The sequence below is a fragment of the Mesorhizobium erdmanii USDA 3471 genome (genome assembly GCF_000472705.1).
Lineage (GTDB): Bacteria > Pseudomonadota > Alphaproteobacteria > Rhizobiales > Rhizobiaceae > Mesorhizobium > Mesorhizobium erdmanii.
In genome coordinates this window covers 47,866-73,373 of the sequence record NZ_AXAE01000017.1, presented here as the reverse complement: position 1 = coordinate 73,373, position 25,508 = coordinate 47,866, and the positions used below count along the sequence as shown (strand labels likewise).

Sequence of the window (25,508 nt, the reverse complement as noted above, 5' to 3'; positions counted from 1 at the left end):
CGCAATATCCCGTCAATCCGTCGGCAAGCGGTAGTCCCTGAACTGCTGGCGCAGGGTGATCTTCTGGATCTTGCCGGTGGCGGTATGCGGTATTTCGCCGACGAAAGCGACATCGTCGGGCATCCACCACTTGGCCACCTTGCCGTCCATGAAACCGAGAATATCCGCCTTGGTCGGCTCCTTGCCCGGCTTGGCGACGACGACCAGCAAGGGCCGCTCGCCCCATTTGGAGTGATGGACGCCGATGGCCGCCGCTTCCGCAACGTCCGGATGGCCGACGGCCAGATTCTCCAGGTCAATGGTCGAAATCCATTCGCCGCCGGACTTGATGACGTCCTTGGCCCGGTCGGTTATCTGCATATAGCCGCCGGCGTCGATGTGAGCGACGTCCCCGGTGTCGAACCAGCCGTCCTCATCGAACTGCTCCGCGCCGACACCGCCATAATAGGCGCGAGCAACGGCCGGTCCACGCACCTTCAAACGGCCAAAGGTCTTGCCGTCCCAGGGTTGCGCATTGTTGTCGTCATCGGTCACCTTCATTTCGACGCCGAAGGGCGGATAGCCCTGCTTCTGCTGGACATCGAGCCGGGCCTCGCCCTGCAGACCGGCATATTCCGGCTTCAACGTGCACAACGTGCCGAGCGGCGACATTTCAGTCATGCCCCAGGCATGGATGACCTCGACGCCGTACTCGTCCTGGAACCTCGTCATGATCGCGCGCGGACAGGCAGAACCGCCGATGACGACCTTGTTCAGATAGGGAAGCTTCCTGCCGGTTTCCTCCAGATATTGCAGCAGCATCATCCAGACGGTCGGCACGGCGGCGCTGAACGTCACCTTCTCGGTGTCGAGCAGTTCATAGATCGAGGCGCCGTCCATCTTGCAGCCGGGCATGACCAGCTTGGCGCCGATCATCGGGCCGCTCTGGCCAAGACCCCAGGCATTGGCATGGAACATCGGCACAACCGGCAGGATCGTGTCGCGCGACGACAGGCCCATCGCGTCCGGCATGGCGGCGATCATGGCGTGGAGCACGTTCGAACGGTGGCTGTAAACGACGCCCTTGGGATCGCCTGTCGTGCCCGATGTGTAGCACATGCCGGCGGCGGTGCCTTCGTCGAAGGTCTTCCAGGCGAAATCGCCATCGACCTCGTCAAGCCAGGGCTCATAGGCGACGGCATTGGGCAAGGACGTTTGCGGCATGCGCGCCTTGTCGGTCAGGACGATCACCTTCTTCAGCGACTTGACGGCACCGGCGATCTTTTCCAGCAGCGGTATGAAGGTGAGGTCGACGAAGACGGCCTTGTCCTCGGCATGGTTCATGATCCAGACGATCTGCTCGGGAAACAGTCGCGGGTTGAGCGTGTGATAGATCGCGCCGATGCCCATGATGCCGTACCAGGCCTCGATGTGGCGCGCCGTGTTCCAGGCCAGCGTGGCGATGCGGTCGCCCAAGCCAAACCCGTCGCGCTCCAGCCGCTGGGCGACCTTAAGAGAACGACGATGGATGTCGGCATAGGTGGTGCGCACGATCGGTCCCTCGATCGAGCGCGACACGATCTCGCGCACCCCGTGCTGCCGTTCGGCGTTGTCGATAAGCTTGTGGCACAGCAGCGGCCATTCCTGCATCAGGCCCAGCATTCCGTTCCTCCTCTCTCGCGCATTTTGCGTCGTAGCTTTGGCGCATTGTGAAGCGAACGGGCGGATTGTCCAGCCACCCGCACGCGCGGGGCACGAATTTTCGGAGCCGGTGCCGCAACGGCAAGCGATTGAATTCTGGCATGTTTTGGAACTCGCCCGCCCGATCCCTCGTGCCACCGAAATGGCAGGATGGCCAAAGCCATCATGATGGCGGGAATGTCCTGCCCGGTGAAATGACCGGGAAATCCGCCACAATCCGGCCATCGTCGGCGTTAAGTTTCGTTAACGGGCAAAGGGGTGCGATTGGCGACTGAAAGAGGTTCGCATGGACGCGCAGCTCGACGACAAGGCGCTGGAGAGCACACTGGCCGAAAGTCTGGCCGATCTGGTGCCGGACGAGAAGACTGTTTCCGAAGACGAATTTGTCGAAGTTGTCGGCGGCGCGCTCGAGGCGGTCGGCGGCACGCTGCTGTTCAAGATGTGCGTCAAGAACGAAGGCGAAGGCCAACATGTCGCGGCCGCATCCGTCGGCGCCGGCGGCAATCGCCAGTTCCTGCTGTTGACCTTGCCGACCGGCGGTGGCTCGCTGAAAGTCGAGACTGTCTCCAGAAGCAGCAACCCGTTGGCGGGCATCGCCGCCGCCTATGCCGGACTGATGGACGCATTCAAAACCGCCGCCTGAGCCTGGGCTGACACGCGAAAGCGCTTGGAACATTTCACCGTTTCACGGAACGGCGATCCGTTCTAACTCTTTGTTTTCACGCAATTCCCAAGGGGGAAGTGCTGTGCGCTTCTCCCAGGAAGACCGCTCAAACTTTTCCTGGAATTGCGCTGGCGCCATGCCACGGCGATTGGCGCCTGTTTTCGTGATGCGCATGGACCTTGCGGAACAGCCATGCCCGCCACACTTTAGAGGCCAGGCAAAGGAGAACCAGCATGGACAAGATCGCCAACCCGGCCCCCGGCTTCCAGCGCAATCCCGACAAGATCATCACCATCGAGCCCTATGTCGGCACCGTCACCGTGCGCGCCGGCGATGCGGTCATCGCGTCATCCACCAAGGCCAAGGTGCTGACGGAGGCTCCCTATGCCGCCGCTTTCTATATTCCGTTCGCCGACATCGACTTCACAAAGCTGAGCAGCACGCAGCACTCGACCCATTGCCCCTACAAGGGCGACGCCAGCTATTGGAGCGTGCCGGCGGCCGGCGAAGCCGGCCAGAATGCAATGTGGCTTACGAGCGGCCTTTCGACGAAATGACCGAAATCCGCGACCACGGCGCGTTCTACGCCAGCAAGGTGACGATCGAAGCCACGCCGGGCTGAACGCTTCAGCTAGACGGCGCCACCCTCAATCGGTGGTGCCGTTGTTGCCGAAGCCGTCGGCGTCGTCGAGGCGCACGAAGGTCATGCCTTTTTCCTTCAGCGCCAACAGGCCCTGCACCACGCCCTCGCCGGCGGCATGCGTCGGCTGGTTGATGTGTGAGATGATAACGTCACCGTCCTTGGCGGCGGAGATGCGCCTGGCGGTTTCCCTGGCGCCGAGCAGCGAGCCGCCATCGCCATTGATCGAGAAGCCGGCAACCTTGAAGCCGAGCTTGCGGATCATCGCGATTGCCGAGGGACTGTACTCGGCGGTAGCGCCTCGGAACCATTTCGGTGCCGGCCCGCCGGTCCTGGCTAGCGCCGCGGCCCCCGACTCGACCTCAGCCTGCACTGCCTCCGGACTGCCGGCGCTGCGTATGCCATAGATCTTGCGCGGCGTGTCGACCGCCGGAACATGGCGTCCGCCGTGATTCTCCAGTTCGAAAAGATCGGGATGCGCCCGCATGATCTCGACGGCCGCGGCATTGCGCTTCAGCCAGATACCGGTAACGAAAATGGTGGCAGGGATCTTGTTTTCCACCAGCGCCGAGAGAATGCGTGTGTCGGTCTGTCCGCCGCAGGCATCGAGCGTGAGCGCAACGTGGCCGGCCCCGCTTGCCGCGGGCTTGATGTGCAGCGTGGGTTCGACCAGCGGCGCGGCCTGGGCACTGGATATCGCCACCAGCGACATGGCGATCATGCAGAGATGTCTTTGCAGCAGACGCATCAAACCAATTCCTGACAGGGCGAATTCGTGACCGGCGATTTCAAGCCGGTATCCCAAGACCCGCATGAAGGCGGAAATCGGGTTGGTGGATAGCAGAAAAGTGCCTGGCGCGGCAATTTGACCGCCCGCCTGGTGAATGCACCATTCGGCCTCGATTGCCGTTCAGACGGCGCGCTCCGGCTTCATCTCGGTGCGCGCGAGGAGTTCGCGCGCGGCTTCAACGACTGGCTTCACCTCCAGGCGCCAGACGCAGCAGGCCTTGCTGGGATCGGTTGGGCGGCACAGGCCCTTGGCGACGCAGTCGCACGGCATTGACGGCCGAAGCGCGATGCTGGGCACGCCGACCGGCCCCCAGCGCGCCGGATGCGTCAGGCCGAAAAGCCCGACGACCGGCGTGCCCGCGGCGGCGGCCATATGCATCGGGCCGCTCTCATTGCCGAGAAACAGCCGCGCCTGTTCAAGGGCGGCCAGCAGGGTCTCGAGCGACATTGTGCCGACAAGATCGACAACTGGCGCCGCCGTGCTGGCGATGATGCGCGCGGCGGTCTCGCGTTCGTCCGGCCCGCCCACCAGCGCAACGGCCAGTCCAGTGTCGGCTGCAATCTCGTCAATCGCCTCGGCAAACCGTTCCGGCTGCCACTGCCGGCCCTCGAAACTCGCGCCCGCATGCACGGCGACGAACCGGTTTGGCGTGAGATGATGCTTGGCCAGAAGCGCCAGGGCTTTCATCGTCTCTGATGGCAGCGGCTGGATGCCGGGCATCGTCACGCGCAGATCGATGCCGAGCGCTTCAAGGGGCGACAGATAGCGATAGATGAAATGCTGGCCGCCAAATCCCAGCGGTTTGGCAAAGACATTGGCGGGCTGCCGCTCCAGCCGCTTCAGTGGCCTCTCGGGAGGATTGTAACCGACGCGTGTCTTCGCGTTGACGAGCCCGCTGACGAAGCGCGAGGTCTTTGAATCGGTCAGGTCGATCGTCAAATCGAAGCGGAAGCGGCGCAGGGCTCGCACCATTGCATAGAGTTCTTTTCCACGCTGCAGCGGGGTGCCGCGGATGCGGGACCGCCTGAACGCAACCACTTCGGAAGCGATGCCATGCGCCAGTACAAAACTCTCGAAACGAGCCTCGCAAAGAAACACGATCCTGGCGCCGGGGAATTCGAGTTGCAGGTTCCTGGCGAGCGTCGACGCAAGAACGATATCGCCTATGAACTTCGTTTGAATGACCAGGATCGAATGGAACGGCGCGGGAGAGATCTGCAACTTGTGCTTCCGGGGACAGTTGGCGGGACTTCAGCAAATTGGTCAGGAACAATGTCGAGATTACGCAGTGCCTTCAGCACGTTCGCGTGAGTTTACATACGAAACCGTAAGCTTTCGCGCAGGCTAAAACGCGTCGCATTGAAACCGGTTCATGCACGCGCTTCAGGTCCTTGTTTGCATGCACGCCGTTGACCCAGAATCGAACTCAATGGATCGAACTCACTTCGGGCGACATGCATTGCGTCCTATCCCTTGCCGGCCTTCGCCGCCTGTACCGCTGCCTGCGCCGCAGCCAGCCTGGCGATCGGCACGCGATACGGCGAACACGACACATAGTCTAGCCCGACCTCCTCGCAGAAACGGATCGACGCGGGATCGCCACCATGTTCGCCGCAGATGCCGAGCTTGATGTCGGGCCGGGTCGCCCTGCCCTTTTGCGCGGCCATGCGCACCAGTTCGCCAACGCCCTCAATGTCGAGCGAGACGAATGGATCCTGCTCGATGATGCCCTTCTGGCGGTAGGTCTCCAGGAACGAGGCCGCATCGTCGCGCGAGATGCCGAAAGTGGTCTGGGTGAGATCGTTGGTGCCGAAGGAGAAGAACTCGGCAGTAGCGGCGATGACATGGGCGCGTATCGCCGCTCGTGGCAGCTCGATCATGGTTCCGGTCAGATAATCGATCTTGACGCCGCTCTCGTCCATGACACTCTTGGCGACCGCATCGATGCGCGCCTTGACGTAATCAAGCTCCTTCACCAGGCCGACCAGCGGCACCATGATCTCGGGCACCACCAACGCGCCGGCTTTCTTGCCGGCTTCGACCGCGGCCTCGAAAATGGCGCGCGCCTGCATCTCGGCGATCTCGGGATAGGAGACGGCCAGCCGGCAACCGCGATGGCCGAGCATCGGGTTGAATTCGTGCAGTGCCTCGGTGCGCTGCCGGAGCTTGTCAGGCGACACGTTCATGACCGCCGCTACCTCGGCGATTTCGGCCTCGGTCTTGGGCAGGAATTCATGCAGTGGCGGATCGAGCAGCCGGATCGTCACCGGCAGGCCGGCCATGATCTCGAACAGTTCCAGGAAATCCGAGCGCTGCATGGGCAGAAGCTTGGCAAGAGCGGCGCGCCGGTCCTTCTCGGTGTCGGCGAGGATCATCTCGCGCATGGCGACGATGCGGGCGCCGTCGAAGAACATGTGCTCGGTGCGGCAAAGCCCGATGCCTTCGGCGCCGAAGGAGCGCGCCATGCGAGCGTCGAGCGGCGTTTCGGCATTGGTGCGCACCTTCATGCGCCGCACCGCGTCGGCCCATTCCATGATGGCGGCGAAGTCGCCCGACAGTTCGGGCTGCAGCATCGCCACGGCGCCCTTCAGCACCTGGCCGTTGCCGCCATCGATGGTGATGATGTCACCCTTGCGGAAGGTCTGCCCCATCGAGAGCAGCGTGCCGGCCTTGTAGTCGACGCGCAGCGAGCCGGCGCCCGAAACGCAAGGCTTGCCCATGCCGCGCGCGACCACGGCGGCGTGGCTGGTCATGCCGCCGCGCGTCGTCAGGATGCCTTCGGCCGCATGCATGCCGTGGATGTCTTCGGGGCTGGTTTCGATGCGCACCAGGATCGCCTTGCGGCCTTGCGCCTTGATATCCTCGGCATCGCCGGAGGAAAACACGATCTCGCCGGTGGCGGCGCCCGGCGACGCCGGCAGGCCGACGCCGATGACGTCGCGCGCCGCTTTCGGGTCGATTGTCGGGTGCAGCAACTGGTCGAGCGAGGCGGGGTCGATGCGGGCGACGGCTTCCTCCTTCGTGATCAAGCCGTCCCTGGCCATCTCGACGGCAATCTTCAGCGCCGCCTTGGCGGTGCGCTTGCCGGAGCGGGTCTGCAGCATCCACAATTTGCCGCGCTCGATGGTGAATTCGAGGTCCTGCATGTCGCGGTAGTGCTTTTCGAGGCTGTCGGAGATGGTGACGAAAGACTGGAAGGCGTCGGGCATCAGCTTCTGCAGCGACGGCTTGTCGGAGCCGGCGGCGATGCGGGCGGCCTCTGTGATGTTCTGCGGCGTGCGGATGCCGGCCACGACATCCTCGCCCTGCGCGTTGACCAGGAACTCGCCATAGAGCTGCTTTTCGCCTGTCGACGGGTTGCGGGTGAAGGCGACGCCGGTGGCCGAGGTCTCGCCCATATTGCCGAACACCATGGCCTGGACGTTGACCGCCGTGCCCCAGCTTTCGGGGATATCGTGCAGGCGCCGATAAGTGATGGCGCGATTGTTCATCCAGCTCGAGAACACGGCGCCGATGGCACCCCAAAGCTGCTCTTGCGGATCCTGCGGGAACGGCCTGCCGAGCTCCTCCTCGACCTTGGCCTTGTAGAGCGCGATCACGCCTTGCCATTCCATGGCGGTCAGTTCGGTGTCGAGTTCATGGCCGAGGCTAGCCTTCTGGTCCTCCAGGATCTCCTCGAACACCTCGTGGTCGAGGCCCATGACGACGTCCGAATACATCTGGATGAAACGGCGGTAGCTGTCATAGGCAAAGCGCGGATCGCCGGAATCAGCGGCCAGCGCCTCCACCGTCTCGTCGTTGAGGCCAAGATTGAGCACTGTGTCCATCATCCCTGGCATCGAGGCGCGGGCGCCGGAGCGCACCGACACCAGAAGCAATTTCGACGGATCGCCGAAGCGGCGGCCCGTGATTCGGCCGATATGGTCGAGCGCCACGGCGACATCGGCTTCGAGCCCCGCCGGATAGGCGCGGCCGTTGGCGTAATAAGCGTTGCAGACCTCGGTGGTGATGGTGAAGCCCGGCGGCACCGGCAGGCCCAGGCTGCACATCTCGGCGAGATTGGCGCCCTTGCCGCCCAGCAGATTCTTGTCGCCGGCACGGCCTTCCGCCGCACCATCGCCAAAGGTGAAAACCCATTTGGTCATGCTTTGCTCTCCGGTTGCAGGAGATTGGAAAGATTGGCGAAATGGAAAGCTCCGCCCGTGTTCGACTTTGGAGCGATAAGATGCTGCAGTGCGAAAGGCAAGCGCCGGCAAAGCCGTGCTGCCGCTACAATCGATTAAGAAAAAGGCCTGCCCGGACATGCGGCAAAAAGACTTGCCACGTCACGGCTCAGCGAATAGAACATAAGCAGAACAAATAGGTGTCCCATGAAACTGACTGGAAAACTCGACTATCTGGAAATGCCCGCCACCGGCGGCACGCTGGACCGGTTGAAAGCTTTCTACAGTGCCGCCTTTGCCTGGTCGTTCACCGATTACGGGCCGACCTATTCGGCCTTTGCCGAAGGCCTGGACGGCGGTTTTCAGGCCGATGCCGCGGAAGCACCGGCCAAGCCGCTGCCGGTGCTCTATTCCCAGGATCTGGAAGAAACGCTAGCAGCGGTCGAGACGAGCGGCGGCACGATTGTCAAGCCAATCTTCCTGTTCCCCGGCGGCCGGCGCTTCCACTTCACCGATCCGGCCGGCAATGAGTTGGCCGTCTGGGGTGAATAGCCCGCCCCGGTCGGGTCTGGCGGCATCTGTGGATTGCCCGATTTGGGCGTTCTTGTCGTCGCTCATAAGCATTGTGCTTTTCGGCTGCTCTGCTAAGAACGCGCCGCACAAGCGACTCGATCGCACCGGCCCGAAATCGAGATCGATTTTCGGGCCAGTGCAAAGATTGTTAGTGTTAGAGCGTACTTTTTGCGTCCAAGTGGACGCACGTCGCTCTAATGGCTATTGGGGCGTCGCCAAGTGGTAAGGCATCGGTTTTTGGTACCGACATTCCCAGGTTCGAATCCTGGCGCCCCAGCCAATATCTTCCTACTGGATCGTGCCGCGAAGGCATCGCTTATTGGAGTGGACCGGCCCGGTCGCTTCAGCTCGCCTCGCGCATCGCCTCTGCCGCCTGCAGATCGACCGAGACGAGCTGGCTAACACCCTGCTCGGCCATGGTCACGCCGAACAGCCGGTCCATGCGGGCCATGGTGATCGGGTTGTGGGTGATGATGACGAAGCGCGTCTCGGTCGTCTTGGCCATCTCGTCCATGAGATTGCAGAAGCGCTCGACATTGTGGTCGTCGAGCGGCGCGTCGACTTCGTCGAGCACGCAGATCGGCGCCGGATTGGTCAGGAACACCGCGAAGATCAGTGACATCGCCGTCAATGCCTGCTCGCCGCCCGAGAGCAGCGTCATCGTCTGCGGCTTCTTGCCGGGCGGGCGGGCGAGGATTTCCAGGCCAGCCTCGAGCGGATCCTCCGATTCGATCAGCTGCAATTCCGCCGTGCCGCCACCGAACAGATGCGAGAACAGCCGCTGGAAATGGCTGTTGACGACATCGAAGGCGGCGAGAAGCCGCTCGCGGCCCTCACGGTTCAAGCTCTGGATCGCCTGCCGCAGCTTGCGGATCGCCTCGATGATGTCCTCGCGCTCGGAGACGATCGCCTCCAGCCGGTCGGACAGCTCCTTCTGCTCTTCCTCGGCGCGCAGATTGACGGCGCCGAGCCGTTCGCGCTCGATCTTCAGCCGGTCGAGCTGGCGTTCAATCTCGGCCATCTCGGGCATCGGATCGTCGGCTTCAAGGCCGGTGTGACGGATGACCAGATGCGGCGGCGTGTTCAGCGTTTCCTGGATGCGCGCCTCGACCTCCAGCCGGCGCTCGTCGGCCGCCGTCAGCCGCTCTTCGGCGCGCACCCGGGTCTCGCGCGCCTCGGCTAGCGACTGGATGGCGCCGGTGGCCAATTTGTCGAACTCGGCCTGCTTGTTCTCCGCTTCCTGCAGGCGATCGGCGGCCGCCTTGCGCAAGGTCTCGGCCTCGGTGAGCTGCGACAGCAATGCCCGCCGCTTGGCGTCGATCTCGTCGGGCGCATCGGCCAGCCGTTCACGCTCGGCCTCGGCCTCGGCCTTGCGTTCACCGAGCGAGGCGATCTGCGTCGAGGCGTTTTCGGCCCGCACCAGCCAGTTGCTGCGTTCGGCGCCAATGGCATCGAGCCGGCGTATGCGTGCCTCCGCTTCGCGCCGCAGCCCTTCATGGACGGCCCGCGCGTCGGCCAGCGTGGCGCGGTCGCGCGAGACATTGGCCGAGGACTGTTCGAGCTGCAATTGCAGGTCGCCGAGATCGGGCGCGTCCTGCAGCAGCATTTCGGCCTCGACGAAAGCCGCCGAGGTCTCCTCATGGCTGTCGACGATGCGCGCGCGTGCTTCATCCAGGGCGGCGCGGCGGCTCGCCAGTTCGCCGCCGGCCTTTTCGGCTTCGGCCAGCGCGTTGCGGGCGGCGTCCAGCCGATGCTGGGCGTCGCGTCCGGCCTGGCGCGTGCTGCGTTCGGCCTCGCTCGCCTGGCGAAGCGCTTGCTCCGCCTGTGCCAGCGCCTCCTCGGCCTGGCGCAGGACAAGTGTCGCCTGAACCGCCTCGGCATCGAGTTCGGCAAGCCGGTTCTTCTGCGCCAGCCTCTGTGCCGCGGCGGTCGGCGCATCGGCGCTGGCGATCAGACCGTCCCAGCGCCACAGCGCGCCTTCGCGGCTGACCAGACGCTGGCCCGGCGCAAGCAGCGCCTGCAACCGGCGGCCGTCGGAAGCATCGACAATGCCGATCTGCGCCAGGCGGCGGGCAAGCTGCGCCGGGGCACGAACCACGTTGGCAAGGCTCTTGATGCCCTCCGGCAGCGCCGCGTCGCCCGGCTGGATCTGGCTTTCGCCCCAATGCGCCGGGGCGCTGCGGTCGAGCGGCACGTCGAGATCTTCGCCAAGGGCGGCCCCCAGCGCCGTCTCGAAGCCGCGCTCGACACTGATCTGCTCGAGCACCGAAGGGAAGAGATCGCCGCTGGCGGCGTTGAGGATCTTGGCCAGGGTGCGGGCTTCCGTCTCGATGCCCGCCAGTTCGGCTTTGGCATCCTGAAGCGGCGGACGGGCAGCGCTTTCGGTGGCGCGGGCATCGATGACCGACTGCTCGGCCTGCGCCACGGCGCCCTCGGCCTCTTCCAGCAACGCCATGGCCTGTTCGACCAGAACACGCTTTTCGGCCGGATCCGGCAGGCCGGCGACCTTGGAGAGGATGTCCGACAATTCGCGGTCGACCTCGGCGAGCTGCCGGGCAAAACGGTCGCGGCGCTCGGCGGTTTCACGCAGCGTGCGTTCGATCTGATGGCGCGAGGCGGCAGCCTCGGCCCGTTCGGCGGTCAGCGCGGCAAGCCTGGCTTCGCTTTGCGCAAGCGTCGATGCCGCCTGTTCGAACGCCGCACGGGTGGTGGCCTCGCGTTCCGCCGCACCGGCGTTCTCGGAATTCAACGCGGCTTCTTCGGTGCGAAGCCGTTCGAGAACATCGGCATTGTCACGCACCATCCGCTCCTCGCGGGCGATGTCGCCGTCGAGTTGCTGCAAGCGGCGCTCGATTTCGGCCTGGCGATTGCGGATGCGGCCGGCCTCCTCCTCGATCTGCGACTTGGCGATCGACAGGCGCTGGAAGGCGGCCGCAGCGGCGGCTTCGGCGTCACGCAGGTCCGGCAGGCGATGAGCGCCGATGCCTTGCTCCCTGGCGGCGGCCATCTGCGCGGAGGCGCGATCGCCGACCAGTGCCGTGGCGACCGCCAGCGCCGAGCGCGCCTCGCCTTCCTGCGTCTTGGCCAGCGTCCAGCGCAGATGCAGCAGTGTTGCCTCAGCCTTGCGGATATCGGCCGAGAGGTTCTTGAAGCGGGAGGCCTGGCGCGCCTGGCGCTTCAGGCTTTCGATCTGGCTTTCCAGTTCGCCGACGACGTCGTCCAGGCGTTCGAGGTTCTGTTCTGCCGCTTTCAGCCGCAATTCCGCCTCGTGGCGGCGGGTGTGCAGGCCTGAAATGCCGGCGGCCTCTTCGAGCAGCGCACGGCGCGCCTGCGGCTTGGCCTGGATCAGTTCGCCGATACGGCCCTGCCCGACCATCGAGGGCGAGCGCGCGCCGGTCGACTGGTCGGCAAACAGAAGCTGCACGTCCTTGGCGCGCGCTTCCTTGCCATTGATGCGATAGAGGGAGCCGGCCTCGCGCTCGATACGTCGCGACACCTGCAACTCATCGGCGTCGTTGAAGGCGGCGGGCGCCGAACGGTCGGTATTGTCGAGGAAAAGCGTGACTTCGGCGGTGTTGCGGGCGGGCCGCGTGCCCGAGCCGGAGAAGATGACGTCGTCCATGCCGGACGCGCGCATGTTCTTGTAGGAGCTTTCGCCCATCACCCAACGCAGCGCCTCGACAAGGTTCGACTTGCCGCAGCCATTCGGCCCGACAATACCCGTGAGGCCGCGTTCGATGACGAACTCGCCGGGCTCGACGAAGGACTTGAAACCGAGGAGACGAAGGCGCGAAAACTTCATTCACGCGCCCCATAAAGGCGAGCGCCGAAGCGCTGCCGCTTCAGCGCTGACCTGATGTCAGAGCAGAGGGTCGATGATGGCCGACATTTCCTCAATCGACATCGCCCCTTTGTAGGTCTTACCGTTGATGAAGAAGGTCGGTGTCGAGTCGACCTTGAATTCATTGGCGCCGCGCTTCTGGACCGATCTCACATCGTCCAGAAGTTTCTGGTCCGTCAAGCAGGCCTCGAACGACTCCTGTGTAAAACCGGCGAGCTTCGAGATTTGCAGCAGCGCATCCTTGGTGTTCGACACGCCAACCCAGTTCGCCTGCTGCCTGAACAGCACGTCCACCATCGGGAAATAGTTATCCTTGGCGCAGCGCGCCAGCATGAAACCGGCTTCCGCGCTCGGATCGAACGGGAATTCGCGCAGGATATAGCGCGCCTTGCCGGTGTCGATGTACTTGGTCTTCAGATCCGGGAAGGTGGTCTCGGCGAAATGCGCGCAGTGCGGGCAGGTCATCGAAGCGTATTCGACGATCGTCACCTTGGCATCGTCCTTGCCGAGCTGCTTGTCGGGCAGCGCGCCCGGCTTCAGCAGTTCGGCCATGTCGACATTGCCCTGAGACTCGGGAACCTGAACGGCAGCCGGGGTGGCCGGCTTTGCGGGAGCGGCCGGATCAGCTGGCTTCACATCCGCCGCCTTGGCCTCTTCGCCGGAGTTGCTGCAGGCGGCGAGCAGGGCCACCGCCGGGATGGCGGCCAGCGAAGACAGGACGTTTCTGCGAGACAGACTTTTGCCGAACGGAGGACGGTTCATACGAATCACCTGACAAGGGTTGAATTTTGCAATGCAAAGGCACGAAAAGGCGAGAGTTGGCGCGAATTAAGGCATCTCCATCCCCAATCCAATCGCGAAACCTGACCGATGTGATCACGAATGCGAGATGTTGACGACAAATCGATGACTGTCTTCAAGGGGTTTTCGACTTTCTTTCACCCAAAATGGTTGCGCCAAGCCGTTCCAGCGAGGCGCGCAGCCCGTCATCCTCGATCCGTTCGACCGTGCTGGACAACTTGTTCTGCTCCACCGCCGTCAAGGGCCTGAAGGTCGGTTTAGGCTGTCCTTTGTCCGTCGTCACCGGTTTTTGCACGATTCTGATGCGGCCTATCGCCGTAAAGCCGAGGAAGGCGTTGACCCGGTTGATGATCTCGCCGGTCTCGTGTTGCAGATGAAGCGCCGCCATGCCCTCGCAGGCGATAACGAGCACCGCTGGCTCGAACGGATCGTCCTCATGCAGGCGGCGCGGCCACTGGATTTTTTCGGGCCGCGATCGACTGGCCAGCCGCGGTCCGGCGATCTCTTCCCAGGATTGGACAAGACCAATCGAGATGCCTGCCCGCTTGCGCAGCACCGGATCGAGGATTTTGGTCGCAAGATCGCTCACCGGGACGGGATTGCCGTAGGGCGTTCTCCCTGCCATGTACGTTCTCCAGCCACGACCCCAGCAGATACCGGCCAGGCCAATACACGATCAATGGCATCAGCAGAGCAGACCCGCAAGGCCCAGTCCCCCAAGGCCCAGACTCGCAAGGCGATTCCGGACGATACCGCGTCGCGCCTTCTGGCCTGGTACGACGTGCATCATCGCGAATTGCCGTGGCGCGTGAGCCCGCGCGAGCATGCACGCGGTGTCCGCCCCGACCCATACCGCATCTGGCTGTCCGAAGTCATGCTGCAGCAGACCACGGTCGAGGCGGTGAAGGCCTATTTCCGCGCCTTTGTCGAGAAATGGCCCGATGTCGAGGCGCTGGCCGCGGCGCCAACCGAGGATGTGATGAAGGCCTGGGCGGGGCTGGGGTATTACTCCCGCGCCCGCAACCTCAAGGCCTGCGCCGATCTGGTGGCGGCGCGCGGCGGCCGGTTTCCCGACACCGAGGCAGGCTTGCGAGACCTGCCCGGCATCGGCGCCTACACATCGGCGGCGATCACGGCCATCGCCTTCGACCGCCCCGCCGCGGTTGTCGATGGCAATGTCGAACGCGTCATATCACGGCTGTTTTCGATCACCACGCCGCTGAGCGAAGCCAAGGCCGGGATCCGTGCCCATGTCGAGGCCATGGTGCCGGCGGCAAGGCCGGGCGACTTCGCTCAGGCGATGATGGATCTCGGCGCCACGATCTGCACGCCGCGCCGACCGCGCTGCATGTTGTGCCCGCTGCGCGAAGATTGCAGCGCCGTCGTCTCGGGCGATCCCGAAAATTTCCCGGTGCGGCTGCCAAAAGCCGACAAGCCGCTGCGGCGCGGCGCGGCTTTCATCGCCGAGCGTGAGGACGGCGCCATTCTTCTGCGCAAACGGCCCGAGAAAGGTTTGCTCGGCGGCATGACCGAAGTGCCGACCACGGCCTGGACGGCGCGGGGGGACGGTGCCACCACGCCGGCGGCGGCACCCTTTCCCGGCGACTGGCGGCGCGCCGGAACAATCACCCATGTCTTCACCCATTTCGCGCTGGAGCTCGACGTCTTTCACGCCGACATCAAAGGTGATGCACCCGCAGGGCATTTCTGGTCGCTGGCCCACGAAATTTCCGGAGAGGCCCTGCCAACTGTCATTAAAAAGGCAATCGAGGCTGCGATACCCGGCGCGACCAAAGCACGTCGAATGTGAGGTGGTTACACCGCGACGTGCTTTGGATCGTTTGATTTTTGTATGTCGTTTTCCGCGAACCGCCGCACACTTTTGGCGACATGCACCAAAGCAACGCCAGCATTGAAAGAGGCTTCATGACTGAAATCCGCCACATCGTTTTCGACATCGGCAAGGTGCTGGTCCACTACGACCCCAACATTCCGTTCAGTCGCCTCATTCCCGATGCCGAGGAGAGAAAGTGGTTCTTCGACAATGTCTGCACGCATGACTGGAACATCGAGCAGGATCGCGGCCGGACCTGGGAAGAGGCCGAGGCGCTTGCCATCGCCGAGCATCCCGATCATGCGGAAAACATCCGCAATTTCCGCCGTCACTGGCATGAAATGGCGCCGCACGCCTATGACGACAGCGTCGCCATCCTGGAGAGACTGATCGACACCGGCCACGATGTAACGCTGCTGACCAACTGGGCCGCCGACACCTTCATCGAGGCGCGCGGCCGCTTTCCATTCCTTGACCGCCCGCGTGGCATCACCGTGTCGGCCGAGATCGGCCTGATCAAGCCGGACCGCAGGATCTACGACCACCACGTCGCCTCATTCGACCTCGATCCGGTGGCGTCGCTGTTCATCGACGACAGCCAGAAGAATGTCGACGGCGCCAAGGCTGCTGGCTGGCAAGCTGTACTGTTCACCGACGCCACGACGCTTAAGGCAGACCTTGAGCGGTTCGGAATCAAGGCGTGATCCGAATCGCTTGCGGCGATCCGCTAAGATCTTGAATCAACACGAAGGCGGCAGGCGGCAGGGGTTCAACCCCCTGCCCGCTCCATGCCCAGCCGGGCAATGCGGCGCAACTCGTCGATGGGAGTGAGGCCGCCACTGCGCTCATAGTGCCAGAAGGTCCAGCCGTTGCAGGCGTCCAGTCCCTGCACTTCGGCGCCGATCTTGTGGATCGAGCCGGCGCTGTCGCCGATCGCCACGGTGCCGTCGGCGCGCACCTTGGCCGCCCAGCGTTTCTTGGCGTCGTAGAGCGTGGAACCCGGCTGCATCAGTCCGGTGTCGAGAAGGCTGACGAAGGCAACGCGCGGCTCGGCGCGCTTGCCGGTCAGCACCGTCAAATCGGCATCTTCCAGCGGCCGCACCGCATCGATGCGCTCGTTGGCGGCGTCGATATAGGCCTGCTCGCGCTCGATGCCGACGAAATGGCGGCCAAGGCGCTTGGCCACGGCGCCTGTCGTGCCGGAGCCGAAGAACGGATCGAGCACGATGTCGCCGGGCTTGGTCGAGGCCATCATGATGCGGGCAAGCAGCGCTTCCGGCTTTTGCGTCGGATGCAGCTTGTCGCCATTGTCGTTCTTCAGCCGCTCGCCGCCGGTGCAGATCGGGAACAGCCAGTCGGAGCGCATCTGAATGTCGTCGTTGGAAGCCTTCATGGCTTCGTAGTTGAAGGTGTAGCCCTTGCCCTTCTGATCCCGGGAAGCCCAGATCATCGTCTCATGCGCGTTCTGGAAGCGACGGCCGCGGAAATTCGGCATCGGATTGGTCTTGCGCCAGACCACGTCGTTGAGGATCCAGAAGCCCAGATCCTGCATCTTGGCGCCGACGCGGAAGATGTTGTGATAGGAGCCGATGACCCAGATGGTGCCGTTGGGCTTCAAGACGCGGCGCGCCGCCAGCAGCCAGGCGCGGGTGAAGGCGTCATAGGCCTCGAAACTCTCGAACTGGTCCCAGTCGTCGTCGACCGCATCGACCTTGGACTGGTCGGGCCGGTGCAGATCGCCGTCGAGCTGCAGATTGTAGGGAGGATCGGCGAAGATGACGTCGATCGACTTTTCGGGCAGGCGGTCGAGGGCCGCGACGCAGTCGCCCTTGAGGATCGTGTCCAGCCATTCGGATTGCTGGGGGGCGTGGGACAACTCGTCGAGAAGACGCACGGCAGACATGTTTACACCCAAGGCACGCGTTACTGTTTACTCGCTGTTATGGTTACCGATCAGCGTAAATATTCGGTGAAGGCCAACGCGATCGCTTGCCAGGTTTGCGAAGACCCCACCGTTGGTGTATGCCGCCCCGCCTGAGCCCGTAGCGGCCATTCCTCCATCCTGCCTTTGTCCGGATCACCATGCCCCAGCCAAACCTTGTCATCTTCGATTGCGACGGCGTGCTCGTCGATTCCGAAATCATCGCCGCGCGGGTCGAGGCCGAGCTGATAACGCTGGCCGGATATGAGATTTCGGCCGAAGAGGTTGCCGAGACCTATGCGGGCCTGACGTTCAAGGACATCCTGATGCGGATCGAGGAGAAGTCCAAGATCCCGTTCCAGGCCTCGCTGATCGACCGCGCCGAAGAGCTCGTCGACAGGAAATTGCGCAGCGATGTTCGTGCCATAGAGGGCGTGCGCGAAGCGGTCGCCTCGGTCATGACGCAACGCTGCATCTGCTCCAACTCACGCTCGGAGCGGATAGAATTCATGCTGGAGAAGGTGCATCTACTGCCGTTTTTCGCAGGCCGTATCTTCTCCGCGCTGGAGATACCGAGCAAAAAGACCAAGCCTGCCCCGGACGTCTTCCTGCTCGCGGCGGAAAAGTTCGATGCGAACCCGGCGAACACTTTCGTCATCGAGGATTCCGTGCACGGCGTTGCCGGCGCCAGGGCGGCCGGCATGCGCGTGATCGGCTTCACCGGCGCCAGCCACAGCTATCCCGGCCACGCCGATGCGTTGACAGAGGCCGGCGCTGAAACGGTCATCCGCCGATGGGCGGAGCTGAAAAGCGTGATCGCGGCACTGTCGGAATGGTCAGCCGACGCCTGAGCAATTGGGGCGGCGACGCAAGCGCCCTTGAAACACCCTGATCGGGCCTAGTTCGTCGCGGCGGCCTTCTTCCTGTGGGTCTTCTTCGGCTTGTCCGTCGTCGCCTTCGGCGCGTTTTCGTCATAGCCGGCATAGGCCTGATAGTCCTGCGCCGTCGGCGCCGGCACGACGACATTGGTGTCGGTGAAGACGAACTGCGTGGCGACCGAGGGATCGGTGACCTGAACCTGATACTGGTGGATCTGCGAATAAAGCACGTCGGTGCCGTGCATCACCGCGGTGCGGATCGGCATTGTGATGGTGCCAGGCGTGAACTTCGGGCCAGGCACGATCTTTCCGGCGACCGCGATCTTCATCGTCAGTTGCCCGTCGGCGCGGCTGCAATCGCGGGTCACGTCGGAAATCGAGGCTTGATAGATGATCCTCGCCGAATCGTCGGGCGGAGTGGCGGCGGCGGCATCAGCCGCAGCTTGGGCCGCCGCGTCCGCCGCGGCGTCGCCGGTCTTCTTGAGCTTCGGCTTGAGCTTCTTGACCTCGTTGACATAGGTGTTGAAGAAGGCGGTGCCGTCGCGCACCGTTACCCTCGGGCAATAGGCATTCAGCTGGCTGGCCAGAACCTTGGGATCCTGCGGCGGCGGTGGCGCTGTCGGGTCGCTCTTCTTGCCGAAGCCGAGGCCAAGGATGCCATTGTCGCCCGATTGGCAGCCCGCGGCGGCGAGCATAAAGCCGGTGAGCGCAAGACCCGCCAAAAAGCGACCACTTGATGTACGAAACGCCATGAAACTGCACTTCCCTCTCGTAAAGCTGGTGACGTATATCAACGGCGCGGCAAAAATGCGACTGGAGCCGGCACAGAAATTAACCACCTTGTGGTGAACGCAAGAGCCAAGCGGCAACGGGACTGAGACATGCAATATGTGAGTACGCGCGGGGAAGCACCCGCGCTTGGATTCTCCGATGCCGTGCTGGCGGGCCTGGCCCGCGATGGAGGGCTTTACGTGCCGCGCGAGTGGCCGCGGTTTTCGCCATCCGAGATCCGCGCCATGCGCGGCCTTGCCTATCCTGACCTTGCCATCCGCGTGCTGTCGCCGTTCCTTGACGGCGAGATTCCCGCGCCGGTCTTCGAGCGCCTGGTGCGCGAAGCCTATGCCACCTTCCGCCACGAGGCCGTCTGCCCGCTGGTCCAGACCGGCCCCAATACGTTTGTCCTCGAACTCTTTCATGGACCGACTTTGGCGTTCAAGGACGTGGCGATGCAGTTGCTCGCCCGGCTGATGGACCATGTGCTTGCCGAACGCGACCAGCATGCCACCATCGTCGGCGCCACCTCGGGCGACACCGGCGGTGCGGCGATCGACGCCTTTGCGGGTCGCAACCGCACCGACATCTTCATCCTTTTCCCGCATGGCCGTGTCTCGCCGGTGCAGCAGCGGCAGATGACGACCTCGAAAGCCGAGAACGTCCATGCGTTGGCGATCGAAGGCAATTTCGACGACTGCCAGGGGATGCTCAAGGACATGTTCAACGATCACGCCTTCCGTGACCGGGTAGCGCTGTCGGGGGTCAATTCGATCAACTGGGCGCGCATCATGGCCCAGATCGTCTATTATTTCTCCTCGGCACTGTCGCTCGGCGCGCCCGACAGGCCGGTGTCGTTCACGGTGCCGACCGGCAATTTCGGCGATATCTTCGCCGGCTATGCCGCCAAGAAAATGGGCCTGCCGATCGAAAGGCTGGTCATCGCCACCAACGACAACGACATACTGGCGCGCACTTTCGCTACCGGCGAATACCGCACCAAGGGCGTTTTCGCGACCACGTCGCCGTCGATGGACATCCAGGTGTCGTCGAATTTCGAACGCCTGCTGTTCGAGGCCTCCAACCGTGACGCGGCGACCGTGCGGCGCTACATGGACAGCCTGAAGCAGTCCGGCGCCTTCACCATAGAAGCCCGCGAAATCAATGGGATGCGGTCCGAGTTCGACGCCGGCCGCGCCACCATGGACGAGGTCGCCGCCACCATCCGCTCGACGCTTGCGGCCAGCAATTACCTGCTCGATCCGCACACGGCCGCAGCCATGCACGTCGCGGCGGGCAAGGCGGCTGGCACTGTGCCGATGGTGGTGCTGGGCACCGCCCATCCGGCAAAATTCCCGGCCGCCGTCGAGGCCGCCTGCGGTATCTCGCCCGCCCTGCCCGCATGGCTAGGTGGATTGATGACATTTGAGGAAAAATACACGGTACTTCCATCCGACCTGAAAATGGTGGAAGATTACGTCAGTCGCCGCGCGCGGGCGGCGCGTTAGGGAGTACGAGCCATATGGGTGTTGAGGTAAGCCGTCTGTCGAACGGCCTGACAGTCGCCACCGAAACCCTTCCAAGTATCGAATCGGTTGCCTTGGGTGCCTGGGTCAAGTCGGGCGCTCGCAATGAACGTGACGAAGAGCATGGCATGGCCCATCTGCTCGAGCACATGGCGTTCAAGGGCACGAAGCGGCGGACGGCCTTCGAAATCGCCTCCGAAATCGAGGATGTCGGCGGCGAGATCAATGCCGCCACCAGCGTCGAGACCACCTCCTACTACGCCAGGGTGCTCTCCGGCGACGTGCCGCTAGCCGTCGACATTCTTGCCGATATCCTGCAGGAATCCGAATTCGACCCGCAGGAACTCGAACGCGAGCAGCACGTCATCCTGCAGGAGATCGGCGCCGCGCACGACACGCCGGACGATATCGTCTTCGACCGCTTCACCGAGACCGCGTTTCGCCATCAGACCATCGGCCGCTCTATCCTTGGCACGCCGGAGACCGTCAAATCCTTCACTTCCAAGCAATTGCATGACTTCATCGAACGCCAGTATGGCGCCGAGCGGATGGTGATCGTGGCTGCCGGTGACATCAAGCACGACAATTTCGTGCGCGAGGTCGAGAAGCAGCTCGGCGGCTTCCGCAGCAAGGCCGACAGCACCATTCCGCAATATGCGCAATATGTCGGCGGCGACTTCCGCGAGGACCGCGACCTGATGGACGCGCAGATCGTGCTGGGCTTCGAGGGCCGCGCCTACCATGTGCGCGACTTCTACGCCTCGCAGGTGCTGTCGATGATCCTCGGCGGCGGCATGTCATCGCGCCTGTTCCAGGAGGTCCGCGAAAAGCGCGGCCTGTGTTACTCCGTCTATGCCTTCCACTGGGGCTTTTCCGACACCGGCATTTTTGGCGTCCATGCCGCGACCGGCCAGAGTGACATTGCGGAACTGGTTCCCGTCATCATCGACGAACTGCAGAAGGCCGGCGAGAACATCCTGCAGGAGGAACTCGACCGCGCGCGCGCCCAGTATCGCGCCGGGCTGATCATGTCCGCCGAAAGCCCAGCCAGTCGCGCCTCGCAGATCGCCAGGCAGCTTCTTTTGTTCGGCAGGCCGATCGCCAAGGAGGAGTTGATGGAGCGCCTGTCGGCGCTGACAGTCGAGCGGCTGACCGATCTGTCGTCGCGGATGTTCTCGACCAAGCCGACGCTTACCGCTGTCGGGCCCGTGGGTACGCTGGCACCATATGAGGCGATCCTCGATTCGCTTCCGGGCACGCAGACCACGGCCCGCAGGCTCGCCGTCTAAGCCCTCAAACGCCGTGTTCGCGCTCCCTTTCTTTCGCCGTGACCTGCCGGCACTGAAGGGCAACCTCGTCACGTTGCGCGTGCCATTCACCAATGACTATCGGGAATGGTCGACGCTGCGCGGCGAAAGCCGTGCCTTCCTGGAGCCGTGGGAGCCGCGCTGGACTCCCGACGAGCTCGACCGCACGGCATGGCGCCTGCGCATCAGCCGCTACCGCGAGGACTATGCGCAAGGGACGGCGATTGCCTTCTTCATCTTCGAGAAGACGAGCGGCAAGCTGGCCGGCGGCATCACGCTCGGCAACATACGCCATGGTGTCTCGCAAAGCGGCCATGTCGGCTACTGGATCGGCGAGCGCTTCGGCGGGCGCGGGCTTATGACCGACGCGGTCAAGGTCGTGGCCCGCTTCGCCTTCGATACGCTTAGGTTGCACCGGATCGAAGCGGCCTGTATTCCCGACAATATCAGGTCGATCCGCGTGCTTGAAAAAGCCGGATTCCGGCGCGAAGGACTCTTACGATCCTATCTCAGGATCAACGGCGTCTGGCACGACCACTACCTCTACGCCCGAATCGCGGACGATCCGCTGGGCAGCGCAGGAACGAAGGACTGATTTTTGACGAATTTCCTGCGAAACGGGCCGTTCTTCGCCTTTGTCCTCGCGGCAATCGTGACGCTGTGCGCGGCTTCGTCGGCCTTTGCCGTCGAACCGATCAAGATTGCCCGCGACGACGTCGCGCTGGATCTTTCGGGCGCCGTCGAAATCTACCGCAACCAGGGTGAGAATTTTCAGGTATCGACCGCGCCCGGGCCGGACGGCATCGTGCGGCGCATCGAGGTCGAGGCCAACGACGCGCGCTCGACCGGTGACTGGGCGGTGTTCGCGCTCGCCAACACCACCGATCAGCAGCTCGACAGGCTGATTGTCGCGCCGCATTTCCGGCTGGTGAATTCCGGCATCTTCTGGCCCGATCTCGGCTCGACGCGCATCGCCGCCATCACGCCCAGTGAAGGCTTCGCGCTCGACCGGCAGACCAGCCCCGACGCCGACGTGTTCCGGGTGACGCTGAACCCGGGAACGGTGATCACCTTCATCGCCGAACTCGCCTCGCCGAAGCTGCCGCAAGTCTATCTGTGGGACCCGGAATCCTACAAGGACTCGGTCAATTCCTACACGCTGTTTCGCGGCATCGTCATCGGCATCGCCGGACTTTTGGCGCTGTTCCTGACCATCCTGTTCGTCGTCAAGGGGACCTCGATGTTCCCGGCGACCGCGGCCCTTGCGTGGGCGGTGCTTGCCTATATCTGCGTCGATTTCGGCTTCCTCAACAAGGTCATCGAGATATCGCCCGGCAATGAGCAGATGTGGCGAGCGGGAACGGAGGTGGCGCTTGCGGCGACGTTCGTGGTGTTCCTGTTCGCCTATCTCAACCTCAACCGATGGCATGGCCATTTCAGCTATGGCGCCCTGGTCTGGATTCTGGGCCTGCTGCTGATCGCCGGTGTCGCCATCGTCGATCCGGCGGTCGCCGCCGGCATCGCCCGCATATCCTTTGCCGCCACCGCGTTGACCGGGCTCGGCCTGATCATCTTCCTCGGTATTCGTGGTTATGATCGAGCGATCATGCTGGTGCCCAGTTGGGTCATGGTGCTGTTGTGGCTGTGCGGGTCGTGGATGGCGATCACCGGCATGCTCGACAATGACATCGCCCAGCCGGCGCTCGGCGGCGGGCTGATCCTGATCATCCTGCTGATCGGTTTCACCGTGATGCAGCACGCCTTTGCCGGTGGCGCGCTGCATCAGGGACTGTTCTCCGACCTCGAACGCCAGGCGCTGGCGGTTGCCGGATCTGGCGACACGGTCTGGGACTGGGATGTTCTGCGCGACCGGGTCGTGACCAAGCCCGATGTCAGCATCCAACTCGGCCTCGCCCCGAACAGCCTTGGGGGTGCCGCGCGCAACTGGCTGCCGGTGCTGCATGCCGACGACCGCGACACGTTCCGCACGACCCTCGACGTGGTGCTGGAGCACCGGCGTGGCCGGGTGGCGCAGAATTTCCGCCTGCGTGGCGCCGACGGGCATTATCATTGGTTCGCCTTGCGGGCGCGGCCAGTGATAGGATCGGACGGCGAGGTCATCCGCTGCGTCGGCACCATGGTCGACGTCACCGAGCAGAAGAAGTCCGAGGAGCGGCTGCTGCACGACGCCGTGCACGACAATCTGACCGGTCTGCCGAACCGCGAATTGTTCATGAACCGGCTGGAAGCGATCATCTCGATCGCCCGCACCGAGGAGAAGGTGCGCCCGACCGTCTTCGTCATCGATATCGACCGCTTCAAGCAGGTCAATGACGGGCTCGGCATCTCGGCCGGCGACACCATCCTGCTCACCATAGCGCGCCGCCTGCACCGGCTGTTGAAGCCGAAGGATTCGTTGTCGCGCTTCGCTGGCGACCAGTTCGCGCTGATGCTTTTGTCCGAACAAGACCCTGCCCGCATCGCCGGCGTGGCGGACGCCATCAAGCATGCCATCAACAACCCCATCACTTTCGCCAAGCGCGAAATCGTGCTGACCGCCTCGATCGGGCTGATCACCTGGACGTCGGCGCAGACCTCGGCCGAGGACATGGTCAAGGACGCCGAGCTTGCCATGCATCAGGCCAAGCGGTTTGGCGGCGACAGGATCGAGCCGTTCCGCCCGGCTTTCCGCACCGTCGGCACGGACCGGCTGCAGTTCGAATCCGACCTGCGGCGCGCCATCGAGCGGCGCGAATTCACCCTTGCCTACCAGCCGATCGTGCGGCTCGAGGACGGCAGCGTCGCCGGCTTCGAGGCCTTGTTGCGCTGGGATCACCCGCGCCGCGGCATGATCCCGCCGGCGGATTTCATCCCGGTCGCCGAAAGCTGTGGACTGATCGTGCAACTCGGCCTGTTCGCCATGCAGCAGGCGGCCGAGGATCTCGCCGGATGGCAAAAGCAGATCGGCGACGCGCCGCTGTCGGTGTCGGTCAATCTGTCCAGCCGCCAGCTCATCCGCCGCGACCTAGTCAGCGATGTCCGCTCGGTCATCGCGCGGGCCAATCTGAAGCCGCGCTGTTTCCGGCTCGAACTCACCGAGTCACTGGTCATGGACAACCCCGAGCAGACCGCTCATGTGCTGACCAAGCTGAAGCAGCTAGGCATCGGCCTGTCGCTGGACGATTTTGGCACCGGCTATTCCTCGCTCGCCTATCTGACGCGGTTCCCGTTCGACACCATCAAGATCGACAAGAGTTTCGTCGACGACAACACGCCCAAACGTGCCGTCCTGCTCAAGTCGATGGTCAACATGGCGCATGAGCTCGGCCTGTCGGTGGTCGCCGAGGGCATCTCGGACGAACGCGACGCGTTGGAACTGCGCCAGATGGGCTGCGAATATGTGCAGAGCTTCATGTTCGGGGCGCCTATGCCGGGCGACCAGGTGCTGAAGACGCTGAAGGAACAGTATCCGCTGACGCAGGCTTAGAGGCTGCGTGGGTCTGGGAGGTCAGGCGTGCCCTGCGGCTAGGCTCAAATGCGCGAGATCGATCCCGATCGAGGCGAGGATGCGATCGTATTTGCGCTCGATGTCGGCGTCGAACAGGAGCTCGGGGCTGGCCGGACAGGTCAGCCAGCCATTCTCGGCGATCTCGGTTTCCAGTTGGCCAGCGCCCCAGCCGGAATAACCCAGCGCCATCAGCGCGTGACGCGGGCCGCGGCCCGACGATATGGCACGCAGAATGTCGACCGTCGCGGTCAGGCAGATATCGTCGGAAACGGTCAGCGAGGATTCCACGCGGTAGTCGCCCGAATGCAGGACGAAGCCCCGGCTGCGATCGACAGGCCCGCCATTGCGCACGACGAAATCGCGCGCCTGCGCCGGCAGTCGGATCGCTTCCTGCTCGTTCATGATGCCGAGCTGCACCAACAGATCCGGAAATAACATCTGCTGTGTCTGGTTGATGATCAGGCCCATCGCGCCTTCATCGCTGTGCGCGCAGATGTAAATGACCGAGCGCGTGAAACGGTCGTCCTTCATGCCGGGCATGGCGATGAGGAACTGATCGTCGAGAAAGCCGCGTTCAGCAGCCGTCTTCTTGTGGCGCAGCAAATCCATGT

General features: G+C 63.6%; 19 protein-coding genes, 1 tRNA gene and 1 pseudogene. 11 read left to right on the top strand and 10 right to left on the bottom strand.

Features of this window, described 5'->3' with window-relative positions; all coding sequences use genetic code 11:
* Nucleotides 1-12: 12 nt before the first annotated feature.
* Complete coding sequence (locus A3AU_RS0114445) at nucleotides 13-1,641, bottom strand: fatty-acid--CoA ligase (RefSeq protein ID WP_027053476.1); 1,629 nt, start codon at nucleotides 1,639-1,641, stop codon at nucleotides 13-15.
* A 325-nt stretch (nucleotides 1,642-1,966) separates the two neighbouring features.
* On the opposite strand from A3AU_RS0114445, the gene A3AU_RS0114440 reads away from it, so the two are divergent.
* Both A3AU_RS0114440 and A3AU_RS1000000136865 read left to right on the top strand, forming a co-directional pair.
* Nucleotides 1,967-2,323: a hypothetical protein gene (locus A3AU_RS0114440; protein ID WP_027053475.1), complete on the top strand. Its 357-nt coding sequence runs from the start codon at nucleotides 1,967-1,969 to the stop codon at nucleotides 2,321-2,323.
* A gap of 254 nt (nucleotides 2,324-2,577) precedes the next feature.
* Nucleotides 2,578-2,966: pseudogene (locus A3AU_RS1000000136865) on the top strand (DUF427 domain-containing protein).
* Nucleotides 2,967-2,991: 25 nt separating this feature from the next.
* Here the strand turns inward: A3AU_RS1000000136865 and A3AU_RS0114430 are convergent.
* The 3 genes from A3AU_RS0114430 to ppdK all read right to left on the bottom strand — a co-directional run bounded on the left by A3AU_RS0114430 (nucleotide 2,992) and on the right by ppdK (nucleotide 7,919).
* Entirely contained in the window at nucleotides 2,992-3,732 is a 741-nt protein-coding gene (locus tag A3AU_RS0114430; protein WP_027053474.1) for a polysaccharide deacetylase family protein, read from the bottom strand.
* Between the two features lie 162 nt (nucleotides 3,733-3,894).
* Nucleotides 3,895-4,995 carry a glycosyltransferase family 9 protein gene (locus A3AU_RS0114425; protein ID WP_027053473.1) on the bottom strand — a complete coding sequence of 367 codons (1,101 nt, stop codon included), beginning with the start codon at nucleotides 4,993-4,995 and terminating at the stop codon, nucleotides 3,895-3,897.
* A 245-nt stretch (nucleotides 4,996-5,240) separates the two neighbouring features.
* On the bottom strand, nucleotides 5,241-7,919 hold the full coding sequence (gene ppdK / locus A3AU_RS0114420) for a pyruvate, phosphate dikinase (RefSeq protein WP_027053472.1): 2,679 nt from the start codon (nucleotides 7,917-7,919) through the stop codon (nucleotides 5,241-5,243).
* A 225-nt stretch (nucleotides 7,920-8,144) separates the two neighbouring features.
* Here ppdK and A3AU_RS0114415 point away from each other — a divergent pair, with 225 nt between their 5' ends.
* Together A3AU_RS0114415 and A3AU_RS0114410 are read left to right on the top strand one after the other, a co-directional pair.
* On the top strand, nucleotides 8,145-8,489 hold the full coding sequence (locus tag A3AU_RS0114415; protein WP_027053471.1) for a VOC family protein: 345 nt from the start codon (nucleotides 8,145-8,147) through the stop codon (nucleotides 8,487-8,489).
* A gap of 226 nt (nucleotides 8,490-8,715) precedes the next feature.
* A tRNA-Gln gene (locus A3AU_RS0114410) sits at nucleotides 8,716-8,790 on the top strand.
* 63 nt (nucleotides 8,791-8,853) lie between these two features.
* Here the strand turns inward: A3AU_RS0114410 and smc are convergent.
* The 3 genes from smc to A3AU_RS0114395 form a co-directional block, all read right to left on the bottom strand.
* Nucleotides 8,854-12,312 carry a chromosome segregation protein SMC gene (gene smc / locus A3AU_RS0114405; RefSeq protein WP_027053470.1) on the bottom strand — a complete coding sequence of 1,153 codons (3,459 nt, stop codon included), beginning with the start codon at nucleotides 12,310-12,312 and terminating at the stop codon, nucleotides 8,854-8,856.
* Nucleotides 12,313-12,369: 57 nt separating this feature from the next.
* Entirely contained in the window at nucleotides 12,370-13,113 is a 744-nt protein-coding gene (locus A3AU_RS0114400) for a DsbA family protein (RefSeq protein ID WP_027053469.1), read from the bottom strand.
* Between the two features lie 154 nt (nucleotides 13,114-13,267).
* Complete coding sequence (locus A3AU_RS0114395; RefSeq protein WP_027053468.1) at nucleotides 13,268-13,777, bottom strand: DUF721 domain-containing protein; 510 nt, start codon at nucleotides 13,775-13,777, stop codon at nucleotides 13,268-13,270.
* 54 nt (nucleotides 13,778-13,831) lie between these two features.
* Here A3AU_RS0114395 and mutY point away from each other — a divergent pair, with 54 nt between their 5' ends.
* A complete protein-coding gene (gene mutY / locus A3AU_RS0114390; RefSeq protein WP_027053467.1) occupies nucleotides 13,832-14,962 on the top strand; it encodes an A/G-specific adenine glycosylase in 1,131 nt (376 codons plus the stop codon).
* A gap of 116 nt (nucleotides 14,963-15,078) precedes the next feature.
* On the top strand, nucleotides 15,079-15,690 hold the full coding sequence (locus A3AU_RS0114385; protein ID WP_027053466.1) for an HAD family hydrolase: 612 nt from the start codon (nucleotides 15,079-15,081) through the stop codon (nucleotides 15,688-15,690).
* 65 nt (nucleotides 15,691-15,755) lie between these two features.
* Here the strand turns inward: A3AU_RS0114385 and A3AU_RS0114380 are convergent, their stop codons facing one another.
* On the bottom strand, nucleotides 15,756-16,889 hold the full coding sequence (locus A3AU_RS0114380) for a site-specific DNA-methyltransferase (protein ID WP_027053465.1): 1,134 nt from the start codon (nucleotides 16,887-16,889) through the stop codon (nucleotides 15,756-15,758).
* 179 nt (nucleotides 16,890-17,068) lie between these two features.
* On the opposite strand from A3AU_RS0114380, the gene A3AU_RS0114375 reads away from it, so the two are divergent.
* The gene (locus tag A3AU_RS0114375) at nucleotides 17,069-17,758 is read left to right on the top strand and encodes an HAD family hydrolase (RefSeq protein WP_027053464.1); all 690 of its coding nucleotides are present in this window, start codon (nucleotides 17,069-17,071) and stop codon (nucleotides 17,756-17,758) included.
* Between the two features lie 47 nt (nucleotides 17,759-17,805).
* Here the strand turns inward: A3AU_RS0114375 and A3AU_RS0114370 are convergent, their stop codons facing one another.
* Nucleotides 17,806-18,537 (bottom strand): hypothetical protein, encoded by a 732-nt coding sequence (locus A3AU_RS0114370; protein WP_027053463.1) that lies wholly within the window; start codon nucleotides 18,535-18,537, stop codon nucleotides 17,806-17,808.
* Nucleotides 18,538-18,666: 129 nt separating this feature from the next.
* On the opposite strand from A3AU_RS0114370, the gene thrC reads away from it, so the two are divergent.
* The 4 genes from thrC to A3AU_RS0114350 are packed head-to-tail and all read left to right on the top strand — an operon-like array spanning nucleotide 18,667 to nucleotide 24,876.
* A complete protein-coding gene (gene thrC / locus A3AU_RS0114365) occupies nucleotides 18,667-20,064 on the top strand; it encodes a threonine synthase (protein ID WP_027053462.1) in 1,398 nt (465 codons plus the stop codon).
* A gap of 14 nt (nucleotides 20,065-20,078) precedes the next feature.
* On the top strand, nucleotides 20,079-21,371 hold the full coding sequence (locus A3AU_RS0114360) for a M16 family metallopeptidase (protein ID WP_027053461.1): 1,293 nt from the start codon (nucleotides 20,079-20,081) through the stop codon (nucleotides 21,369-21,371).
* A 13-nt stretch (nucleotides 21,372-21,384) separates the two neighbouring features.
* Nucleotides 21,385-21,984, top strand: a complete 600-nt coding sequence (locus A3AU_RS0114355; RefSeq protein ID WP_027053460.1) for a GNAT family N-acetyltransferase — start codon at nucleotides 21,385-21,387, stop codon at nucleotides 21,982-21,984.
* A gap of 3 nt (nucleotides 21,985-21,987) precedes the next feature.
* The gene (locus tag A3AU_RS0114350) at nucleotides 21,988-24,876 is read left to right on the top strand and encodes an EAL domain-containing protein (RefSeq protein WP_027053459.1); all 2,889 of its coding nucleotides are present in this window, start codon (nucleotides 21,988-21,990) and stop codon (nucleotides 24,874-24,876) included.
* A 21-nt stretch (nucleotides 24,877-24,897) separates the two neighbouring features.
* On the opposite strand, the gene A3AU_RS0114345 is transcribed toward A3AU_RS0114350, so the two are convergent.
* Complete coding sequence (locus A3AU_RS0114345; RefSeq protein WP_027053458.1) at nucleotides 24,898-25,506, bottom strand: YqgE/AlgH family protein; 609 nt, start codon at nucleotides 25,504-25,506, stop codon at nucleotides 24,898-24,900.
* Nucleotides 25,507-25,508 lie beyond the last annotated feature (2 nt).

Excerpts from the sequence above, each read along its gene's own strand:
- A3AU_RS0114445 (WP_027053476.1), bottom strand. The coding sequence starts at position 1,641 with ATGCTGGGCCTGATGCAGGAATGGCCGCTGCTGTGCCACAAGCTTATC.
- A3AU_RS0114440 (WP_027053475.1), top strand. The coding sequence starts at position 1,967 with ATGGACGCGCAGCTCGACGACAAGGCGCTGGAGAGCACACTGGCCGAA.
- A3AU_RS0114430 (WP_027053474.1), bottom strand. The coding sequence starts at position 3,732 with ATGCGTCTGCTGCAAAGACATCTCTGCATGATCGCCATGTCGCTGGTG.
- ppdK (WP_027053472.1), bottom strand. The coding sequence starts at position 7,919 with ATGACCAAATGGGTTTTCACCTTTGGCGATGGTGCGGCGGAAGGCCGT.
- A3AU_RS0114415 (WP_027053471.1), top strand. The coding sequence starts at position 8,145 with ATGAAACTGACTGGAAAACTCGACTATCTGGAAATGCCCGCCACCGGC.
- smc (WP_027053470.1), bottom strand. The coding sequence starts at position 12,312 with ATGAAGTTTTCGCGCCTTCGTCTCCTCGGTTTCAAGTCCTTCGTCGAG.
- A3AU_RS0114400 (WP_027053469.1), bottom strand. The coding sequence starts at position 13,113 with ATGAACCGTCCTCCGTTCGGCAAAAGTCTGTCTCGCAGAAACGTCCTG.
- A3AU_RS0114395 (WP_027053468.1), bottom strand. The coding sequence starts at position 13,777 with ATGGCAGGGAGAACGCCCTACGGCAATCCCGTCCCGGTGAGCGATCTT.
- mutY (WP_027053467.1), top strand. The coding sequence starts at position 13,832 with ATGGCATCAGCAGAGCAGACCCGCAAGGCCCAGTCCCCCAAGGCCCAG.
- A3AU_RS0114385 (WP_027053466.1), top strand. The coding sequence starts at position 15,079 with ATGACTGAAATCCGCCACATCGTTTTCGACATCGGCAAGGTGCTGGTC.
- A3AU_RS0114380 (WP_027053465.1), bottom strand. The coding sequence starts at position 16,889 with ATGTCTGCCGTGCGTCTTCTCGACGAGTTGTCCCACGCCCCCCAGCAA.
- A3AU_RS0114375 (WP_027053464.1), top strand. The coding sequence starts at position 17,069 with ATGCCCCAGCCAAACCTTGTCATCTTCGATTGCGACGGCGTGCTCGTC.
- A3AU_RS0114370 (WP_027053463.1), bottom strand. The coding sequence starts at position 18,537 with ATGGCGTTTCGTACATCAAGTGGTCGCTTTTTGGCGGGTCTTGCGCTC.
- thrC (WP_027053462.1), top strand. The coding sequence starts at position 18,667 with ATGCAATATGTGAGTACGCGCGGGGAAGCACCCGCGCTTGGATTCTCC.
- A3AU_RS0114360 (WP_027053461.1), top strand. The coding sequence starts at position 20,079 with ATGGGTGTTGAGGTAAGCCGTCTGTCGAACGGCCTGACAGTCGCCACC.
- A3AU_RS0114345 (WP_027053458.1), bottom strand. The coding sequence starts at position 25,506 with ATGGATTTGCTGCGCCACAAGAAGACGGCTGCTGAACGCGGCTTTCTC.